Annotated in this window: 18 protein-coding genes; 11 read left to right on the plus strand and 7 right to left on the minus strand. The window is 63.9% G+C overall.

The features are described from left to right. The first annotated feature begins 79 nt into the window (after window positions 1-79). The 4 genes from DBR12_RS14275 (at window position 80) to DBR12_RS14290 (ending at window position 3,356) form a co-directional block, all read left to right on the plus strand. Entirely contained in the window at window positions 80-370 is a 291-nt protein-coding gene (locus tag DBR12_RS14275; RefSeq protein ID WP_056173684.1) for a DUF1330 domain-containing protein, read from the plus strand. A 795-nt stretch (window positions 371-1,165) separates the two neighbouring features. Then, window positions 1,166-2,452: a phosphopyruvate hydratase gene (gene eno / locus DBR12_RS14280; protein WP_108617868.1), complete on the plus strand. Its 1,287-nt coding sequence runs from the start codon at window positions 1,166-1,168 to the stop codon at window positions 2,450-2,452. 32 nt (window positions 2,453-2,484) lie between these two features. Continuing rightward, on the plus strand, window positions 2,485-2,763 hold the full coding sequence (locus DBR12_RS14285) for a septum formation initiator family protein (RefSeq protein WP_108617869.1): 279 nt from the start codon (window positions 2,485-2,487) through the stop codon (window positions 2,761-2,763). Window positions 2,764-2,852: 89 nt separating this feature from the next. After that, on the plus strand, window positions 2,853-3,356 hold the full coding sequence (locus tag DBR12_RS14290; RefSeq protein WP_108617870.1) for a hypothetical protein: 504 nt from the start codon (window positions 2,853-2,855) through the stop codon (window positions 3,354-3,356). Window positions 3,357-3,374: 18 nt separating this feature from the next. Here the strand turns inward: DBR12_RS14290 and DBR12_RS14295 are convergent, their stop codons facing one another. From DBR12_RS14295 to DBR12_RS14305, 3 genes are all read right to left on the minus strand, one after another. Continuing rightward, window positions 3,375-3,887 (minus strand): CZB domain-containing protein, encoded by a 513-nt coding sequence (locus DBR12_RS14295; protein ID WP_108617871.1) that lies wholly within the window; start codon window positions 3,885-3,887, stop codon window positions 3,375-3,377. A gap of 215 nt (window positions 3,888-4,102) precedes the next feature. After that, window positions 4,103-5,095 (minus strand): Hsp33 family molecular chaperone HslO, encoded by a 993-nt coding sequence (locus DBR12_RS14300; RefSeq protein WP_108617872.1) that lies wholly within the window; start codon window positions 5,093-5,095, stop codon window positions 4,103-4,105. A gap of 54 nt (window positions 5,096-5,149) precedes the next feature. After that, on the minus strand, window positions 5,150-5,674 hold the full coding sequence (locus DBR12_RS14305) for a gamma carbonic anhydrase family protein (RefSeq protein WP_108617873.1): 525 nt from the start codon (window positions 5,672-5,674) through the stop codon (window positions 5,150-5,152). Between the two features lie 114 nt (window positions 5,675-5,788). Here DBR12_RS14305 and DBR12_RS14310 point away from each other — a divergent pair, with 114 nt between their 5' ends. From DBR12_RS14310 to DBR12_RS14320, 3 genes are all read left to right on the plus strand, one after another. Further along, the gene (locus tag DBR12_RS14310) at window positions 5,789-6,592 is read left to right on the plus strand and encodes a ferritin-like domain-containing protein (protein WP_108617874.1); all 804 of its coding nucleotides are present in this window, start codon (window positions 5,789-5,791) and stop codon (window positions 6,590-6,592) included. Between the two features lie 183 nt (window positions 6,593-6,775). Then, window positions 6,776-7,975, plus strand: coding sequence for an EAL and HDOD domain-containing protein (locus DBR12_RS14315; RefSeq protein WP_233244524.1), 1,200 nt, complete (start codon window positions 6,776-6,778; stop codon window positions 7,973-7,975). A gap of 104 nt (window positions 7,976-8,079) precedes the next feature. Continuing rightward, entirely contained in the window at window positions 8,080-9,360 is a 1,281-nt protein-coding gene (locus tag DBR12_RS14320; RefSeq protein ID WP_108617876.1) for an EAL and HDOD domain-containing protein, read from the plus strand. 97 nt (window positions 9,361-9,457) lie between these two features. Here the strand turns inward: DBR12_RS14320 and DBR12_RS14325 are convergent, their stop codons facing one another. The 3 genes from DBR12_RS14325 to DBR12_RS14335 all read right to left on the minus strand — a co-directional run bounded on the left by DBR12_RS14325 (window position 9,458) and on the right by DBR12_RS14335 (window position 12,423). Beyond that, window positions 9,458-10,423 carry a tripartite tricarboxylate transporter substrate binding protein gene (locus DBR12_RS14325; RefSeq protein WP_108617877.1) on the minus strand — a complete coding sequence of 322 codons (966 nt, stop codon included), beginning with the start codon at window positions 10,421-10,423 and terminating at the stop codon, window positions 9,458-9,460. A gap of 65 nt (window positions 10,424-10,488) precedes the next feature. Then, complete coding sequence (xerD, locus tag DBR12_RS14330; protein WP_108617878.1) at window positions 10,489-11,388, minus strand: site-specific tyrosine recombinase XerD; 900 nt, start codon at window positions 11,386-11,388, stop codon at window positions 10,489-10,491. 69 nt (window positions 11,389-11,457) lie between these two features. Next, entirely contained in the window at window positions 11,458-12,423 is a 966-nt protein-coding gene (locus DBR12_RS14335) for a tripartite tricarboxylate transporter substrate binding protein BugE (protein WP_108617879.1), read from the minus strand. Window positions 12,424-12,549: 126 nt separating this feature from the next. Here DBR12_RS14335 and DBR12_RS14340 point away from each other — a divergent pair, with 126 nt between their 5' ends. Together DBR12_RS14340 and DBR12_RS14345 are read left to right on the plus strand one after the other, a co-directional pair. Further along, complete coding sequence (locus tag DBR12_RS14340; RefSeq protein ID WP_108617880.1) at window positions 12,550-13,455, plus strand: AEC family transporter; 906 nt, start codon at window positions 12,550-12,552, stop codon at window positions 13,453-13,455. Beyond that, a complete protein-coding gene (locus tag DBR12_RS14345) occupies window positions 13,452-14,138 on the plus strand; it encodes a GDSL-type esterase/lipase family protein (RefSeq protein ID WP_108617881.1) in 687 nt (228 codons plus the stop codon). Before DBR12_RS14340 ends, DBR12_RS14345 begins: the two co-directional genes overlap by 4 nt. An 81-nt stretch (window positions 14,139-14,219) precedes the next feature. On the opposite strand, the gene queG is transcribed toward DBR12_RS14345, so the two are convergent. Then, on the minus strand, window positions 14,220-15,266 hold the full coding sequence (gene queG / locus DBR12_RS14350) for a tRNA epoxyqueuosine(34) reductase QueG (protein WP_108617882.1): 1,047 nt from the start codon (window positions 15,264-15,266) through the stop codon (window positions 14,220-14,222). Window positions 15,267-15,278: 12 nt separating this feature from the next. Between queG and tsaE the strand changes: the two genes are divergently transcribed. Together tsaE and DBR12_RS14360 are read left to right on the plus strand one after the other, a co-directional pair. Further along, window positions 15,279-15,812: a tRNA (adenosine(37)-N6)-threonylcarbamoyltransferase complex ATPase subunit type 1 TsaE gene (gene tsaE, locus DBR12_RS14355; protein WP_108617883.1), complete on the plus strand. Its 534-nt coding sequence runs from the start codon at window positions 15,279-15,281 to the stop codon at window positions 15,810-15,812. 69 nt (window positions 15,813-15,881) lie between these two features. Then, the coding region (locus tag DBR12_RS14360) for an AMIN domain-containing protein (RefSeq protein ID WP_146185543.1) at window positions 15,882-16,323 on the plus strand (442 nt) is incomplete at its 3' end.

Genomic DNA, 16,323 nt, shown 5'->3' on the forward strand with positions numbered 1-16,323 from the left:
GCTGCTCGAAACGCTGGTGGCGCTGGACGACGTCACCAAGAAAAACGGATTCCTCGAAAACAACTTTGGAGCTTGAGACATGAGCAGTGGTTACGTCATCGCATCCGTCACCGTCACCAACCCCACGCAGTACGAGGAGTACCGCAAGTGGAGCACGCTGGCCATGCAGGCCCATGGCGCCGAGGTGTGCGTGCGCGGTGGCAAGGTCGAAGTGCTGGAAGGCGACTGGAACCCCGGTCGCACCGTGATCCTCAAGTTCGCCAGCTTTGACGCAGCCCGCGCTTTCTACGACACACCCGAATACCAAAAGGCTAAGGCAGCCCGCGAAGGTGCGGCCATCATGCGCATGGTGTGTGTCGAAGGTGTTTGAAAACTCGATGCCAGCGATACGCCTAAGGAGCTTTTACTTGATAAATGCTGCCAAAAATCTCCCAACCTTACTACTAGTCTTTTCAACTATCCTGGCCCTTACCGCCTGCGGCGGTGGGGGCGACAGCGAAACAAGGCCGGCCCCAGAGTTAAGCAAGGATCTCTGCTTCGACAACAGCATCTATGCAGCAAATGCCTCCTACAAACTGAGTTTCAAGGAGGGGGCAACCAGCCCTATAGTTTCTGGCTTCGTGCGCACGACTAGCGCCAGCTTCAATGGCGTTTCTGATCTAGTCCAATTCGTGGAAACTACGAATAACACGATAACCACCGTTGTCACACGGTATCTGAAGCCATCCGCGCCACAGATTACCTCTGGCAAACCACTGCCAACTACTGGCCTAGTTTTCCTCTACGGTACGGAGGCAGCACAAGGGGCAACTTCATTCACAACAACTACATACACCCCAGCTTACGAGGATCGGCGCGCCGAGTTGGCAGTGGGTGAGACTCGCATGTTCGTCGGTCAAGGCACACGCACGCAGCTGTTCCCCCCGAAATCTGACCCATACACACGACGAGAGCAAGTCAAATTTGTAGGTGTTGAGCTCATTACGATGCCTGCTGGCACCTTCACCTCATGCCGCTACGAGATCGACGACGCCACTACGGAATGGTGGCACCGCGGTCTCGTCATCCGACGTGAAGTCCAGAATGGCGAGCCTAGAATTTTGCAATCAGGCGAGCTAAATGGCGCGCCGCTCAAGAGTCAATAACCCTTGGAAAGTAAATCAAAATGAGTGCAATCGTTGACATCGTAGGCCGCGAAGTGCTGGACAGCCGCGGCAACCCCACCGTTGAATGCGACGTGCTGCTGGAATCGGGCGTGATGGGCCGCGCCGCCGTGCCCTCGGGCGCATCCACCGGCAGCCGCGAAGCCATTGAAATGCGCGACGGCGACAAGGGCCGCTACCTGGGCAAAGGCGTGCTCAAGGCTGTGGAGCACATCAACACAGAAATCTCGGAAGCCGTACTGGGCCTGGATGCCTCCGAGCAGGCCTTTCTGGACAAGACCCTGATCGACCTCGACGGCACCGAGAACAAGAGCCGCCTGGGCGCCAATGCGATGCTGGCCGTGTCCATGGCCGTGGCGCGCGCTGCCGCCGAAGAATCTGGCCTGCCGCTGTACCGCTACCTGGGCGGCATGGGAAGCGTGCAACTGCCCGTGCCCATGATGAACGTGATCAACGGCGGCGCACACGCCAACAACAGCCTGGACCTGCAAGAGTTCATGATCATCCCCGTGGGCGCCCCCACCTTCCGCGAAGCCGTGCGCTGGGGTGCCGAAGTGTTCCACGCGCTCAAGAAGATCATCCACGACAAGGGCATGAGCACCGCCGTGGGCGACGAAGGCGGCTTTGCCCCCAGCGTTGAAAACCACGAAGCCGCCATCCGTCTGATCCTGCAGGCCATCGAAGCCGCAGGCTACACAGCGGGCGAACAGATCGCGCTGGGCCTCGATTGCGCCGCGAGCGAGTTCTACAAGGACGGCCACTACGTGCTGGAAGGCGAAGGCGGCCTCAAGCTCACCGCCCAGCAATGGACCGACATGCTGGCGGCCTGGGTGGACAAATACCCCATCATCAGCATCGAAGACGGCATGCACGAAGGCGACTGGGACGGCTGGAAGATTCTTACCGAACGCCTGGGCGACAAGGTGCAGTTAGTGGGTGACGACCTGTTCGTGACCAACACCAAGATCCTGAAGGAAGGCATCGACAAGCGCATCGCCAACTCCATCCTCATCAAGATCAACCAGATCGGCACGCTGACCGAAACCTTCGCCGCCATCGAGATGGCCAAGCGCGCTGGCTACACCGCCGTGATCTCGCACCGCTCGGGTGAGACCGAAGACAGCACGATTGCCGATATCGCTGTGGGCACCAACGCAGGCCAGATCAAGACCGGCTCCCTGAGCCGCTCCGACCGCATCGCCAAGTACAACCAGCTGCTGCGCATCGAGGAAGACCTGGGCGAAATCGCTCACTACCCAGGCCGCGCAGCGTTCTACAACCTCCGCTAAGCCCAGGACCCCTCGCCTGAGCGAGCCCCGACTTGGCCTCCCGCATCGTCCCCGTCATCCTGCTGGCTTTGCTGGGGGCACTGCACGCCCAGCTCTGGCTGGGGCGGGGCAGCGTGCCGCGCGTCAACGAGATGCAGCGGCAGATTGATGCCCAAAAAGCGGCCAATGACCATGCCCGCCAGATCAATGCCCGCTTGACCTCAGAGGTACACGACCTCAAGGAAGGGCTGGACATGGTGGAAGAAAAGGCACGCAGCGAGTTGGGCATGGTCCGGCCTAACGAGGTCTACGTGCAGTTCACGCCGCGCTGAGCGGCTGAACAGTCCGTTCCCCTGCACGGCCCTGGCCGCCACTCCTGTCCCCCCGCGCTCCGTCGTTTGTGCCCCCACTCCCTGTCCCCTTGCCCTCGATAGCCTTGTTGGGCGCCCCGCACACGGGAGCCGAGGAACTGGCCCGGGCGCTGCAGGCGAGCATCTCGCCTGACTCAGTACAGATTGTGGTGGCGCCAGCCGTGCTGGCAGCCCCGCCACAGACACGACCCGCGCCCGCCCTCTCCGCCACCACACTGACATTGCTGATGGGCCTGGACCTGCCCTGCCCACCTGAGGACCGCACCGCTCAGGAAGCCTTCGACGCGCAGCTGCGCGTGGCGCTGCAGGACGCCGGCGTGGCATATCGGGTGATCTACGGGCAGGGCGACAAGCGGGTAGCGAACGCATTGAATGCTATTAAATCAATAGCAATAAACACATACCCAACAGGCGGAGAAAGGGTTTTTAACGTAGAAAATGGGATTCGCGCACAGCGGCTGCGCGCCTGGAACTGCGAAAAATGCAGCGACCCCGTCTGCGAACACCGCCTGTTCACATCCCTCGTGGAAAAGCGGCAAACGTGCTCGGACTGAACCACGGTCTGTCTATCTTCATCGGGCGTGGGTCTCATCCTCTGCCAATGACCGCACCAGCCCGCGCTGCAACTCCTTGAGCAGCAGCACCACTTGGCTGGAGCCATAGCGGTAGCTGCCATTGAGTACCTGCACAGCGCGGTCCCACTCGCCTTGCTGCGCAAGCTCAACCAGGGCTGCGGCCTGCTCATGGAAATACTGGTAGCGCGCCACCAGCAATGGAAAAGTCGGCTGATCCCCCAGCACCTCACCCCCCACGCCATGCAGCCAGCGTCCCAGCACGCTATGGTCCACACGGCGTATCAGGGCGGGGTCCAACCCCACGGTGGAACGGCCCTCCAGGTAGTCCATCAGACGGGCCTTCCAGCGTTCGTGGGCGTTGATGGCAGCGTCGATGTCCAGAGTTGCCAGCAGACTGTCGCCGCGGCGCGAGTCGGGCACGGCGGCACTGTCGAACAGCACCTGTGCAGGCGCAGCAGCAACCGCAGGGGCAGCACGGCGGACACCCAGAACGCGACGTAATAACTCCATGACACCCTCAGAACAGGTTTGCTCAGATCCATCAGTGGCAGGATGCCGCTGACCCGGCGCGCACGGCGCCCTTGCCCCACGCCGCAGCCGCAACGGGTGCCGTGCAATGGCCAATGAATCTTAGGCGGTGTTGGAAGAATCGAATGTCAACGATGGTCAGCCGCGCAGCACCGGACGGTGGCGGACTCTGCTGACAAACAGGCCTTCCCCAGTGCTTACTGGATGCCCGTGGGTCCAGGGGGCTGACTCGCGGCAGGCGAGACAAAAATCTGCGCTGCATCCACTGCGTCAAAGCGGTACTGCTGGCCACAGAACTCGCAACCCACCTCAATGTCATCGCGTTCGGAGAGGATGCTCTCTGCCTCTTCAACACCCAGATTGCGCAGCATGTTGCTCACACGTTCACGGCTGCAGGTGCAGGCAAACCGCGGACCGCCGGCACCCTGCTGCGGCTCGAAGCGCAGCAGCTTTTCCTCCCAGAACAGGCGACGCAGGATGGTGTCAACATCCAGCGTCAACAGCTCTTCGCGCGTGAGGCTGGATGCCAGGTGCGCGATGCGGTTGTAGTCCTCGTTATGGCCGATCTGGTCTTCGTTCTCACGGTGCGTGAGGCCAGCCGCCAGGTTGCCCTCGCCCTTGATGGGCATGCGCTGGATCAGAAGGCCAGCGGCCACCTGGTCATTCGCGCCCAGCACCAGGATGGTGTCGAGTTGCTCGGACTGCAGCATGTAGTGCTGCAGCACATCCGACAGGCGCTCCAGCTTTTCATTGTGGTCACCGTGCAGCGGCACAACACCCTGGTAGGGCTGCTGGCCGGGGTGACGATCCTTGGGATCGAGCGTGATCGCGCAGCGGCCGCCGCCGCCCACATTGACCATCTGTGACAGGCGCGCGTCTGCGGGCACCTCGCTGTTCACGGTCGCCGTGGCGCGCAGGCTCAAGTCCGACTGCACCTCCGCCACGGCCAGCTTGACCGGACCGTCGCCAAACACCTGCAGCACCAGTGCACCATTGAACTTGATGTTGGACTGCATGAGCACACCAGCCGCAGCCATCTCGCCCAACAGCTCGCTCACGGGCGCGGGATAGGCACCCGTGCTGGTGTTGCCGGCCCGGCGGCGCAGGATTTCGGTCCAGGCATCGGTAAGACGCACGATCATGCCGCGCACGGGCAGGCCATCAAAAAGAAACTTGTGGAGTTCAGACACGCAGGGGTTCCAGGAGAAAAAAATGGCGGCAGGTTGGCAGCGGCGATGCCGCGTTCAGCCGATCTTGCGCAAGCCGCGTTGGAAGCGGCGCGCGTTGTCGATGTAATGTTGGGCGCTTTGGCGCAGGCCTTCGATCTGCTCGGGCGAGAGTTCGCGCACGGCCTTGGCAGGGCTGCCGATGATCATGGAGCCGTCGGGGAACTCCTTGCCTTCGGTGACCAGCGCACCCGCTCCCACCAGACAGTGCTTGCCAATCTTCGCGCCATTGAGCACCACGGCGCCGATGCCGATCAGCGACTCGTCGCCGATGGTGCAGCCGTGCAGCATGACCTGATGGCCCACCGTCACGCGCTCCCCCACCACAAGGGGCTTGCCGATGTCGGCGTGCAGCACACTCGCGTCCTGGATGTTGGAGCCTGCGCCGATGGTGATGCTCTCGGTATCGCCACGGATCACCGTGCCAAACCACACGCTGGCGTCTTCGCCCAGCACCACGTTGCCCATCACCTGCGCACTGTCGGCCACCCAGGCCGATGCGTGCACCTGGGGCGCCACACCATCGAGTTCGTAAACAGTCATGCAAAAGTCTCCGTCGGGGCAGGGATTGGGGCCTGCGTTTTGGAATGAGGGAAGCGCCAACCGGAGGTGCCATGCATCTGCCGGCACCGTTGGCAACGGCCTAGAATTGTAAAGATGGAGCTTCGCCAACGTGCACTGCAGGTCTTGTGCCTCGCAGACCCTGAACAAAAAGCGGCGGCTGCGCTGGACTTGCATGCCCAAGCAGCTACGCTTTCAATAGCAGAAATCACCCCTACCCCGCCCGAGGCCCCACCTGACCTGCCAGGTCGCCCTGCGCGACCGGAACTGCGGCGCCACACCGACGTCGCCCGGCGCTCCCCCGCCTCGCCTGAGGGCCGTGCCGTGCTGATCCACGCGATTGCGCACATCGAATTCAATGCCATCAACTTGGCCTTGGATGCCGTCTGGCGCTTTGGTGGCATGCCGCGCGCGTACTACCTCGACTGGATGCTGGTCGCGGCCGAAGAGGCGCAGCATTTCCGCCTGCTGAGAGACCACCTTCGCAGCCAGGGACATGACTACGGCGACTTCCCGGCCCACCAGGGCCTATGGACCATGTGCGAGAAGACCAGCCACGACATCCTGGCCCGCATGGCGCTGGTGCCACGCACGCTGGAGGCCCGCGGGCTGGATGCCACGCCGCAGATCCAGGCCAAGCTGCGCCAGGTGGGCACGCCCGACGCGCTGGCCGCCGTGGCCATTCTGGACACCATCCTGCGCGACGAGGTGGGCCATGTGGCCATCGGCAACCACTGGTACCGCTGGCTGTGCGAACGTGCGGGGCACGACCCCGAAACCCACTACGGCACCCTGGTCGCACAATACGAGGCTCCGCGCCTGAAGCCCCCCTTCAACGAAACCGCCCGCCGCAAGGCTGGCTTTACCGACAACGAACTGCGCTGGCTGCAGCAGCTCTGATCTTCTGGTTACACGCAACGCGGCATGGGCTTCTAAAATTCGCCGCGCCGGCTGCCGCAGCCCCCTCAACTGCACTGCGCTGACATCAGCCCCTCTTTCTTACATACTCTCGCAATGACTTCACCCACCACTCCCGGGGTTTCCCTCACGCCTCCGCCCGCGGGCAACCAGTCTTCGGTCGCCATGATTGCGCGGCAGGCGATCGTGAACGCGCAACAGGTGGTGGTGGGCTACGAGCTGTTCAACCGCTCGCGCAGCGGCGCGGCGCACACGGCGGCCACCGACGTGATCCTGGTTTTTACTGCGCTATCGCACGCGGGCACAGAAGAGCTGGTGGGCAAGAAGCTGATCTTTGTGAACTGCACGCACGAAAGCCTGTCGGGTGGCCATCTGGAGCTGGTGGACCCCGACAAGGTGGTGCTGGAGATCCCCCCCCTGGGCCATGCCGCCGCCGAAGAGGTCGCCACCCGCATGCCCATCCTGGCCGGGCTGCGCGACCGGGGCTTTCACCTGGCGTTCAACCACACGGTGCTGCAATCGGCCTATGCGCCCTGGCTACCGCTGGCCGACTACATCAAGCTCGATCTGTCCGTACTGGCCCCCGACCAGCTGGCTGTACTCATCAGCTACGCAGGGCGCAACTCCCAGGCCGAGCTGATTGCTGAGAAAGTCGAGACAGCCCAGCAGTACGACATGGTGTCGAGCCAGGGCGTTCAAATGTTCCAGGGTTACTGGTTCGCGCGCCCAGCACTGGTCGAAGCAAAGCTGCTTGCACCGTCGCAGGCCAGCATCATCGAACTCATTAACCAGGTGCGCAAACAGGCGAGCACAGACGACATCGAAGAAACCCTCAAGAAGGACGCCGGACTGGCCTTCAACCTCATGCGCTTGATCAACTCGGCGGGTTTCGGCCTGTCGCGCGAGGTCACCTCCTTCCGCCAGGCCGTGATGCTCATGGGCCTGAAAAAACTTTTCCGCTGGGCCGCACTGCTGCTCACGGCCTCGCGCGCCGGGGGCACACCGTCGTCCGTGGGCCAGACTGCAGTGGTGCGAGGCCGCCTGATGGAGTTGCTGGCCCTTGAAACCTTGCCCCCCGAAGAAGCTGACCAGGCCTTTGTGGTGGGCATTTTCTCGCTGCTGGATGTGATGCTGTCCATGCCAATGGAATCTGCCCTGGGCCTGCTGAATGTACCCGAACCCGTTGCGGCGGCCCTGCTGCATCGCGAGGGCTTCCTGGGCGATCTGCTCACCCTGGCTGAAGCCTGTGAATCGAGTGACGACGCCGTATTCGACCGCACTGCCGGGCTGCTGCATCTCACCAGTCAGCAGATCAACTTTGCCCACCTGCAGGCGCTGGCCTGGTCAGACAATCTGGGCGACTGACCCGCCGGGGGCTACAGACCAGGCCTGCCGCCAACGATTGGTCCGCGGTGGGGCTGTGGAGGTCTAGAATCCCAGGAAAACAGCCTTTCACTACAGCAGACCCCATGTCGAGCACACCTGAACAAGACACCCCGGACGCTGCATCCCCAGCGGTGGAGCCAGTGGACGAAAATCTCGCCATCATCGCCCGCCAAGCCATCGTGGACGAAAGCCGCACGGTTTATGGCTATGAGCTGTTCGACCGTTCCACAGCCTCCGAGTCGCACACCGCCGCCAGCGATGCCGCCCTGCTGTTCAATGCACTGTCTTACGCAGGCACCGAGGCCCTGGTGGGCAAAAAAACGGTGTTCATCAATTGCACCCACGACAGCCTCTCCGGCGGCCACCTGGAGCTGATCCACCCCGAAAAGGTGGTCCTGGAAATCCCACCGTTGCCCGAAGGGGCTGCGCCAGAGGAAATAGAAGGCCGCCTGCCCACGCTGGAGGCCCTGCGCACGCGCGGCTTTCGCCTGGCCTTTGACCAGCAGGCCCTCAAGCGTGCCTACACCAGCTGGCTGCCACTGGCGGCTTTCATCAAGCTCGACATGCAGGCGTTCAAGCCCGAGCTGGCCGCACCGCTGGTCAAGTTCGCCACCACCCACAGCAAAGCCACCCTGGTGGCCGAAAAGGTGGAAACCGCAGAACAGTACGAACTGATGAAGGGCCTGGGCGTAAAGCTATTCCAGGGCTTCTGGTTCGCACTGCCCTCTCTGGTCAAGGCCACTACCATCCGCCCATCGCAGGCCACCATCATCCAGCTCATCAACTTGGTCCGCAAGCAAGCCAGCACGGCTGAGATCGAGGAATTGCTCAAGAAAGACCCCACCCTGTCTTTCAATTTGCTGCGTTTCATCAACTCATCGGGTTTTGGTCTGTCCTGCGAGATCACCTCGTTCCGCCACGCGGTGATGATCCTGGGCCTGAAGAAGCTGTTCCGCTGGGCTGCGCTATTGATGACCACCTCGCGTGCAGGTGGTGCGCCACCAGCCGTGGGTCAGACCGCTGTGGTGCGTGGCCGCCTCATGGAGTTGCTGGCTGCCGAGCTGCTGTCCCCCGAAGACTGCGATAACGCCTTTGTGGTGGGCGTGTTCTCACTGCTGGACACCATGCTGGGCGTGCCACTCGAAAAAGCCCTCGAATCCGTCGCCTTGCCTGAACCCGTGATGGATGCCCTGTTGCGTGGCAATGGCGTGTTTGCACCCTTCCTGGAGCTGACCAAAGCCTGCGAGAGCGGTGACGAGGTGGCCTTTGCCAAAAATGCCGATGCGTTGCACCTGTCGAACCGCCAGGTCAACTGGGCCCACCTGCAGGCGCTGACCTGGGCCGAAAGCCTTAGCGAGGACTGATCGCGTCAACAGACAGGACAGCGGGTTCAGCCGCCAGAACAAAAAAAGGCCCTGGTCGTCCAGGGCCTTTTTTATCTCTGGCCTGGGATGGCGTTTGTCAGTTGCTGGCCTGGATGCCCGCCGCGCGGATGATGCGCGCATTGTTCTCCGACTCTTGGGCGATCTGACGCGCAAATTCTGCCGCCGTGCCACCAGTGGGTACGTTGTCGGTGGATTCGAGCTTGCTGCGGATGTCGGGCAGGGCCAGCGCCTTGTTCACCTCGGCATTGATGCGGTCCAGCACCGGCGCAGGCGTCTGTGCTGGCGCATAGATGCCAAACAGCGATGACAGATTGGCGGCTGGCTGGCCCAGCTCGGCCAGCGTGGGCACCTGGGGCAGCGAATCAAGCCGTGCAGGGGCGCCCACAGCCAGCGGCTTGAGCTTGCCAACCTTGATGTGCTGCAGCACGGCAGGGCCCGCATTGGTGGACAGCACCTCGTACTGCCCGCCCAGCGCGTCGTTCATCTGCTGGCCGCCGCCCTTGTAGGGGATGTGCGTGATCTGCACCTGGCTCTTGCCCGCGATCTGCTCCAGCATGATGTGACCCAGTGACGCCTGCCCCGAGGTCGCCCAGCGCACAGACCCCGGCTTGGCCTGCGCGGCGGCCAGCAAGTCCTTGAAATCTCTGGCCTTGCTGGCAGAGGTGCCCAGCAGCAACACAGGCGAATACATCACGCTCACCACTGGAGCAATGTCTTTTTGCGGATCGAACGGCGACTTGCCCAGGTGCGGGTTCAGCGCCAGCGGGCTCACCGCGGCGAAGCCCAGTGTGTAGCCATCTGGCGTGGCCTTGGCCACGGCATCCACGCCCAGGCTGCCACTCGCACCCGCCTTGTTCTCGATGACCACCGGCGTGCCCAGCTGCACGGCCAGCTTGTCAGCCAGGGCGCGCGCCACGTTGTCGCTCACGCCCCCCGCCGGGTAGGCCACCACGATGCGAATGGGTTTGGCCGTGGGCCAGGCCTGTGCCAGGGCCAGGGTGGCGGCGCTCAGCAGCAGGGTACCAACAAACAGTTTTTTCATGGGTGTTTCCTTGGGTGAATAGGGATACCGATCCATCAACGGGCGCCAGAGCCAACCCACCCGCGTTATCCGCGCGGATGGTGCTGCGCATGCAGCGACTTGAGCCGCTCGCGCGCCACATGGGTGTAGATGGTGGTGGTGGAGATGTCGGCGTGGCCCAGCAGCAGCTGCACCACGCGCAGGTCGGCGCCATGGTTAAGCAGGTGGGTGGCAAATGCATGGCGCAGCGTGTGCGGTGACAACGGCACAGTGATGCCCGCCACCTGCGCCCACTTTTTGACGATGACCCAGAACATCGCCCGCGTCATGCCGCTGCCACGCTGGGTCACAAAAAGGTCCTCGGTCTGCTGCCCGCCCAGGATGGCACCGCGCGCCTCGCGCAGATAGCGCTCCAGCCAGGCACGCGCTTCTTCGCCAAACGGCACCAGGCGCTCCTTGCTGCCCTTGCCCATCACACGCAGCACGCCTTCGTTCAGCCCGAGCTGAAAAGTCTTGAGCGTGACCAGCTCCGTCACGCGCAGGCCGCTGGCGTACATCAGCTCCAGCATGGTGCGATCGCGCAGGCCCAAGGGGTTGCCCAGGTCGGGCGCGTTGAGCAGGGCCTCCACCTGGACCTGCGACAGGGTTTTGGGCACCCGCAGTGGCTGGCGCGCGGCCAGCAGGCGCAGCGTGGGGTCAGCGGTGATGCGCCGCTCGCGCAGTGCCCAATGGAAGTAGCGGCGCAGCACGGTGAGCCGCCGGTTGGCCGAAGTGGCACGCGTCTGTGCATGGCGGGCCGCAAAGTAGGCATTGAGGTGCAGCTCGGCGGTGTCGTCCAACGCCAGAGCGGGCTGCTGGGCTGCCAGCCACTGCGCGTACAGCGTCAGGTCGCGCCGGTATGCTGCCAGCGTGTTGCGCGACAGGCCGTCCTCCAGCCACAGGGCGTCCACAAAGGCATCGATCGCGTTCAGGCTGGCGGCAAGCATACAAAAACGATAGCACGTAAAAAAGCCGCCCGGGCGAAGGGGCGGCTTTTGAGGGTGAAAGTGCGGCGCTTATTCGAGCGTCAGCTTCTGCTTGACCACCACGTCCTTGTAGACCGCGAACTCAGCCTTGATCTGCTCGGCAAACTGCTCAGGGGTATTGCCCAGTACCAGAGAGCCGGTGTCCTCGATGCGCTTTTTCACAGCCGGATCTTGCAGCGCAGTGCGCACGGCTGCGTTGATCTTGTCCACCACATCCTTGGGCAGCCCCTTGGGGCCCACGATGCCGTAGTAGGCCATGCGGTTCACTGGCTCCAGACCCAGTTCCTTGAACGTGGGCACATTGGGCAAAGCCGCAACGCGCTGGGGCGCAGCCACCACGATAGGCACCAGGCGGTTTTCCTTGATGAAAGGCAGGGCCGAGGGCAGGTTGTCAAAAATCATGGGCACCTGGCCCGCCACCGTGTCGTTCAGGGCCGGGCCCGCGCCACGGTAGGGAATGTGTGTGACGAAGGTACCCGAGAGGTTCTTGTACAGCTCCATCTGCAGGTGGCCGATGCCGCCGGTGCCGGACGAGGCATACGAATACTTGCCCGGCGACTTCTTGACCTCGGCCACAAACGCCTTGTAGTCCTTGGCCGGGAAGCTGGGGTGCACCGCAATGATGTTGGGCGTGGCTGCGATGTTGATGATCGGCGTGAAGTCCGTCAACGGGTTGTAGGGCGTTTTGGGGTTGATGGCGGGGTTGGCGGCCGTGGTGGACACGGTGGCCACGCCCAGCGTGTAGCCGTCGGGGGCGGAACGGGCGGTTTCTGCCGCCCCCACGATGCCACCGCCACCGGCCTTGTTCTCCACAATCACGCTCTGGCCCAGAGCCTTGCCCAGCGGGTCGGCGATGACGCGCGCGATGATGTCGGTGGTGCCACCGGGTGCAAACGGCACCTGCAGCTTGATCACCTTGTTGGGATAGCCTTGGGCGGCTGCGGTGCCTGCGGCGGCAGCCAGTACGGTCAGCGCCAGCCATTGACGACGATGCATGGAGTTCTCCTTCGTGCGGGTAACAAACTGCGCCGATGGTATGCGCAATCGCCGCTTTGGCGTCCTGCGGATTCCACATAAGGGCTAACCCGAAGACCTTGCCGCGCATCAAGTATTCTTGACAGCGTGAACTACGCCCAGCTCCTGCTCCCCGACTTCTCTCTCATCCTGTGCGGCTATCTGATCTGCCGCTACACCGCCCTCAACCGCTCGGTCTGGCAGCCGGTGGAAAGCCTGGTGTACTACCTGCTCTTTCCGGTGCTACTGTTCCAGTCCATCGTCAAGAGCCCGGTAGACATCAGCGCCGCGTCGGGGCTGATCGGCGCGGGCATGCTGTCGGGCGTGATCGGCATTGCGCTGGCCTACAGCCTGCCACACTGGCCGTGGCTGGGCCAACGCATCGACGTACGCGACCATGCTGCCAGCGCGCAGGTGGCGTTCCGCTTCAATTCCTTCATCGGCCTGGCGATTGCCGAGCGACTGGCGGGCACGCAGGGCCTCTTGATGATTGCCGTGCTGATTGGCGTGTGTGTGCCGCTGTTCAACGTGGCGGCCGTGTGGCCCATGGCGCGGCAGGGCCAGCACAGCTTTGCGCGCGAGCTCGCACGCAATCCGCTGATCATTGCCACAGGGTCAGGCTTGGTGGCCAACCTGCTGGGCTTTCAGATTCCGGATTGGGCTGTGCCCACCGTCAGCCGCATCAGCGCCGCGTCGCTGGCCCTCGGGCTGATGGCCGCAGGCGCCGGCCTGCAGTTTGGTCTGCTCACGCGCGGCAAGGCGCTGAGCGTGTCGGTGCTGGCCATCCGCCACCTGGTGCAGCCCCTGCTGGCCTTCGCGCTGGCCCGGCTGTTTGGGCTGGACCCGGTGCAGACCACGGTGCTGCTGGCCTTCTCGGCCCTGCCCACCGCATCAACCTGCTATGTGCTGGCCGCCCGCATGGGCTACAACGGGCCTTATGTGGCGGGGCTGGTGACACTGTCCACGCTGCTGGGTATTCTGAGCCTGCCCTTTGCCCTGGGGTTTTTGCGATGACCGACCTTCTGCCTCCTGACCTGCACTCCAATCGAACGGGCCTGACACGGCGCCGCGCACTGCTGGCCAGCCTGGCGACCATGGCCCTTGCACCCCTGGCCGCCTGCGGGCGCAAGCCCCCCCGCGCGCAGGCCGTGCCCGCCGGGGCCACAGTGCTGGCGCTGGGCGACTCGCTGACCTCGGGTGTGGGCGCATCGGCCGACACCGCCTACCCCGCCGTGCTGCAGCGCCTGACGGGCTGGACGGTGGTCAACGGCGGCGTGTCGGGCGACACCTCGACCCAGGCGCTCGCCCGCCTGCCCGGCCTGCTGCAAAAACACAACCCGGCGCTGGTGATCGTGAGCATCGGCGGCAACGACTTTCTGCGCCGCCAGAGCAGCGCCACCACCCGCACCAACGTGCAGCGCATCTGCGCCGACGCGCGCGCCAGCGGCGCCCAGGTGCTGCTGGTGGCCGTGCCCGAGCTTTCGCTGATGGCCGCTGTGGGCAAGCTCAGCGACCATGCGCTGTACAAAGAAGTGGCCGACGAGTTGAAGATTCCCCTGCACAGCAAGGGTTGGTCGGATGTACTGGCACAAGAGCGGCTGCGGTCCGACCAGATCCATGCGAATGCAGCGGGCTACGAGCAGTTTGCGCAGGGGTTGGTGGAGACCCTCAAAACCACCGGGTTGCTGGCACAGTAGCCCTGCAGTCGCCGCAAGCCACAAGCTATCATTTTGATAGCTTAAAATGCTTACCCATTGCGCGGAGAGGCCTGTTTTTATTCAAACTTCCAGCGCCCAGGCCACATGCTCGCGCACCAGGGCGCTATCGCCCTGCGCGCGCGACTGCAGCGCCGTGCGCAGCGTGGCATCGCCCGTGGCGCGCAGCGCATTGCCCAGCGCCACCGCCACATTGCGCAGCCAGCGCTCATGGCCGATGCGGCGGATGGGGCCGCCTTCGGTCATGCGCAAAAAGGTGGCCTCATCCCAAGCAAACAAATGCACCAGTTGCTGACCCGACAGGCCCTTGCGCTCATCAAAGTCGGGCAGGCGACTGACCTGCGCGAACTTGTTCCAGGGGCAGATGAGCTGGCAGTCGTCGCAGCCATAGATGCGGTTGCCCATCAGCGGGCGCAACTCCAGCGGGATCGGCCCCGCATGCTCGATAGTGAGGTACGAGATGCAGCGCCGCGCGTCGATGCGGTGCGGCGCGATGATGGCCTGCGTGGGGCACACATCGATACAGGCGCTGCAGCTGCCGCAGTGGGCCGTGACGGGCGCGCTCTCGGGCAGCGCCATGTCCACATAGATCTCGCCCAGAAAGAACATCGACCCTGCCTCGCGGTTGAGCACCAGCGTGTGTTTGCCGCGCCAGCCCTGGCCACTGCGCGCGGCCAGCTCGGCCTCCAGCACTGGAGCGGAGTCGGTGAACACGCGGTGGCCAAACGGGCCGATGGCCTCGGCGATGCGGTCGCTCAGTTTTTGCAGGCGCGCGCGCAGCACCTTGTGATAATCCCGGCCCCGGGCGTAGACCGAGACGATGCCCTCCTGCGGGTGAGCCAGGCGTGAAAACTCCACCGCCTGCCAGCCTCCTGGCGCATCCAGGGTGGTCTCGCGCGGCAAATAATCCATGCGCGCCGTGATCACGCTCACGGTGCCGGGCACCAGCTCGGCCGGGCGCGCGCGCTTCATGCCGTGGAATGCCATGTAATGCATGTCACCATGAAAGCCCTGTGCCAGCCAGGCCGCAAGACCCGGCTCTGCCGCAGACAAGTCCACCCCCGCCACGCCGATTTGGGAAAATCCCAGCTCGCGGGCCCACTCCTGCATTTGAGGAACGAGTTGACTGTTGCACCACATACCGGCCAGATTGTAGAAAGCGGCGACGCCACCGCCGCTGCGACCGCGCGCCATTTCACCTGGCGCAGCGAGGAAGACACCGAGGCCTTTGCCCGCCAGCTGGCGGCGCAGCCGCTGCTGGCCAATGCCTTCCTCACCCTGCATGGCGACCTGGGCGCTGGCAAAACCACGCTGGTGCGCCACCTGCTGCGCGCGCTGGGTGTGCAGGGCCGTATCAAGAGCCCCACCTACGCCGTGGTGGAGCCCCACGAGGCGCCGGGCCTATCACCGCATGCGACCACGGTGTGGCACTTCGACTTCTACCGCTTCGACGACCCGCGCGAGTGGGAGGACGCAGGTTTCAGGGACATTTTTGCCAACCCGGGCCTCAAGGTGGCAGAATGGCCGGAAAAGGCTGCAGCGCTTACCCCGCCTGCGGACCTTGCTATCCACATTGAAGCAATCGATGACTCCGAAAGGAAGGTCACACTGCACGCCCACACCCATGCCGGGCGTGCAATGCTGCAAGGACTCTGACGCACCGTGAACCAGACCCACACCCCCGTCCACTCCGCCAGACCGCCCTCGCGTCGCGCCGTGCTGCAGATGGGCTCCCTGGTGTTGCTGCTGGGCACGCAGCAAATTGCGCGTGGCGCCACCATCCTGGCGGTGCGCGTCTGGCCCGCCCCCGAGTACTCGCGCGTGACCATCGAATCCGATGGCGCACTGGTGGCCAAGCAGTTTTTCGTCACCACGCCACCACGCCTGGCGGTGGACATCGAAGGCATCGACCTCAGCCCCGCGTTGCGCGAGCTGGTGGCCAAGGTCAAGCCCGACGACCCCAACATTGCAGGCATCCGCGTGGGCCAGAACGCGCCCGGCGTGGTGCGCCTGGTGGTGGACCTGAAGCAGGCTGCTCTGCCCCAGGTCTTCGCCTTGCCGCCCGTGGCCGCCTACCAGCACCGGCTGGTGTTCGACCTGTACCCCGCCGCGTCGGTGGACCCGCTGGAGGCGCTGATTGCCGAGCGCCTGCGCGATACGCCCTCCG

Origin of the sequence: Acidovorax sp. HMWF029 (genome assembly GCF_003060895.1) — a bacterium.
Classification (GTDB): domain Bacteria; phylum Pseudomonadota; class Gammaproteobacteria; order Burkholderiales; family Burkholderiaceae_C; genus Acidovorax.

Coding starts and splice junctions, on each gene's coding strand:
- DBR12_RS14275 (WP_056173684.1), top strand. CDS start 80: ATGAGCAGTGGTTACGTCATCGCATCCGTCACCGTCACCAACCCCACG.
- eno (WP_108617868.1), top strand. CDS start 1,166: ATGAGTGCAATCGTTGACATCGTAGGCCGCGAAGTGCTGGACAGCCGC.
- DBR12_RS14295 (WP_108617871.1), bottom strand. CDS start 3,887: ATGGAGTTATTACGTCGCGTTCTGGGTGTCCGCCGTGCTGCCCCTGCG.
- DBR12_RS14305 (WP_108617873.1), bottom strand. CDS start 5,674: ATGACTGTTTACGAACTCGATGGTGTGGCGCCCCAGGTGCACGCATCG.
- DBR12_RS14310 (WP_108617874.1), top strand. CDS start 5,789: ATGGAGCTTCGCCAACGTGCACTGCAGGTCTTGTGCCTCGCAGACCCT.
- DBR12_RS14315 (WP_233244524.1), top strand. CDS start 6,776: ATGATTGCGCGGCAGGCGATCGTGAACGCGCAACAGGTGGTGGTGGGC.
- DBR12_RS14320 (WP_108617876.1), top strand. CDS start 8,080: ATGTCGAGCACACCTGAACAAGACACCCCGGACGCTGCATCCCCAGCG.
- DBR12_RS14325 (WP_108617877.1), bottom strand. CDS start 10,423: ATGAAAAAACTGTTTGTTGGTACCCTGCTGCTGAGCGCCGCCACCCTG.
- xerD (WP_108617878.1), bottom strand. CDS start 11,388: ATGCTTGCCGCCAGCCTGAACGCGATCGATGCCTTTGTGGACGCCCTG.
- DBR12_RS14335 (WP_108617879.1), bottom strand. CDS start 12,423: ATGCATCGTCGTCAATGGCTGGCGCTGACCGTACTGGCTGCCGCCGCA.
- DBR12_RS14345 (WP_108617881.1), top strand. CDS start 13,452: ATGACCGACCTTCTGCCTCCTGACCTGCACTCCAATCGAACGGGCCTG.
- queG (WP_108617882.1), bottom strand. CDS start 15,266: ATGCAGGAGTGGGCCCGCGAGCTGGGATTTTCCCAAATCGGCGTGGCG.